Annotated in this window: 2 protein-coding genes; one reads left to right on the top strand and one right to left on the bottom strand. The window is 32.5% G+C overall.

Annotation, left to right across the window (positions count from 1 at the left end; translation table 11 throughout):
- Window positions 1–84 precede the first annotated feature (84 nt).
- Entirely contained in the window at window positions 85–672 is a 588-nt protein-coding gene (locus KVT37_RS31460; RefSeq protein ID WP_217578907.1) for a sce7726 family protein, read from the top strand.
- Here KVT37_RS31460 and KVT37_RS31455 read toward each other — a convergent pair.
- Window positions 617–1,771 carry a beta family protein gene (locus KVT37_RS31455; protein ID WP_139893372.1) on the bottom strand — a complete coding sequence of 385 codons (1,155 nt, stop codon included), beginning with the start codon at window positions 1,769–1,771 and terminating at the stop codon, window positions 617–619. The two genes, KVT37_RS31460 and KVT37_RS31455, sit on opposite strands and share 56 nt — an antisense overlap.
- Window positions 1,772–1,804 lie beyond the last annotated feature (33 nt).

Below are 1,804 nucleotides of genomic sequence, written 5' to 3'. Positions count from 1 at the left end.
TAGGAACTATAGCAGGGATGTTGAAATATATATATATTTAATGTTAACATGCTAATCGGAACAATAAATTAAGGGATGGTATAAATGGAAAAATTAAAAGATTACCATGTGAGAGAGGAATTGTTTAAATATCTTGAAGAACAGTATGTCAATTGTTCAGACACGATTATTATAAATGAACTTGGAATCTGTCAAGGGCAATCTAGAGTTGATGTAGCAGTGGTTAATGGAATTATGCATGGGTATGAAATTAAAAGTGAAAGTGATACGTTAGAACGATTACCAAGGCAAATTGAATATTATAACAAAGTATTTGATAGAGTTACAATTGTAGTGGCAGTAGACTACTTAGAGCATGTGAAAAAAATGGTTCCTAAATGGTGGGGGATTATCTCTGTACGGAATCGACATGGAGAAATAAAGTTAAAAAAATTAAGGCAAGGAAGAGCTAATAAGATAATTGTTCCATTTGCAGTTAGTCAGGTTTTGTGGAAAGATGAAGCCCTAGAAATATTTAAAGAGACAGGCTTGCAGAGAGGGTATCTTAGCAAACCTAAAAGAGTTATTTTAGAGCATTTAGCTGAAACAATTGAAATAAATGAACTAAAAGATTTAGTTAATTTACAGTTGAAACAGCGCGAAGGTTGGAGAGATCACGTGCTACTAATGTAAGGTGATGATTTACTCCAACCATTACCCATGTTTCAGCATTCCCTGGTTTTGCATCACCATTTGCACATTCATAGATATAATTATCACCAAATGAAAAATCAGCTCCACAAAATTGAGGTAGGGAAATTAAATCTTTTGCTAATTGAACAGATTGAGAAAAACCATGTTTTTTAACACTGCCGCCCCTAAAAATTAGATATAAATCATCATAACTATACACAATTTTTGATGCCATTGTAATAATCCGTGGGTCAAGATTTACAAAATCTGGATGTGAAATCCCATAATCTCCAAAAATCGGAATTCTAGCTAACCCGCAATCATGTATTCTTTTATAAATTTTCCACTCTGTTCTAGGAAGTTCCCCATTAGAATTAGTCGGTATTGAATTAAGGTTTTTTGGAAAACTTGTCATACTAAGAGTTAAAGTACGCCATTGAGTTAGAAATGGGAATTGTGCAATTGTAAGCAAGACATGTTGATAAATTAATTCTTCTTGATTAGGATAGATTTGCTTGTAGTCTAATATGATGTCTACCTCATTATGAGTAACATTAAAGAAAGCTAATAGTTCTTCTAACTCTTTTCGTAGTTTTTGAAAATTTGATAATTCATTTTGTGTTAAACGAATGCAAATACCATTTTGACTGACAGAGCGGACAGCAGTTTGGAATTCTTCAGGTCTGTCAATTCCGGTTACTGGGATTGCAGGGATATCAAATGAATTAATAGAGTTTACCACAAATTTTACAGGGTGCTGACCATCTTGTAGAAGATCATCTTCAAAATCCTCGTTATCGTATAATGTATATAAATCAATGAAGACTGGAGTATTTTGGTGCCAAACTTCTTTTAATTGAGCTCCCACATTTTCTAAGTGCTCATCAATAGTTTTACTAAAATCACCTGCTTTATGATCAAAAGGAACAGGTTGTATTTCGATTAGAGGAATCATTTTTTGTTGTTCCGAAGAATCTATTCTTTCTAGTGCTCTTCTTTCACCTCTTTTCCATTTTAAAGTGGGTACATAATATTGATTATCAGACATAATTAAAACACCCCTTCTTTTAAATAAATTCAAGGTTATAAAATTCGACATTTATATGGAAAATCCTTCAAAATTAATAGAGTG

The sequence above is a fragment of the Mesorhizobium sp. GbtcB19 genome (genome assembly GCF_019091085.1).
GTDB lineage: Bacteria > Pseudomonadota > Alphaproteobacteria > Rhizobiales > Rhizobiaceae > Mesorhizobium.
The sequence above is the reverse complement of the archived record's forward strand: the minus strand, read 5'-3'. Positions and strand labels throughout refer to the sequence as shown.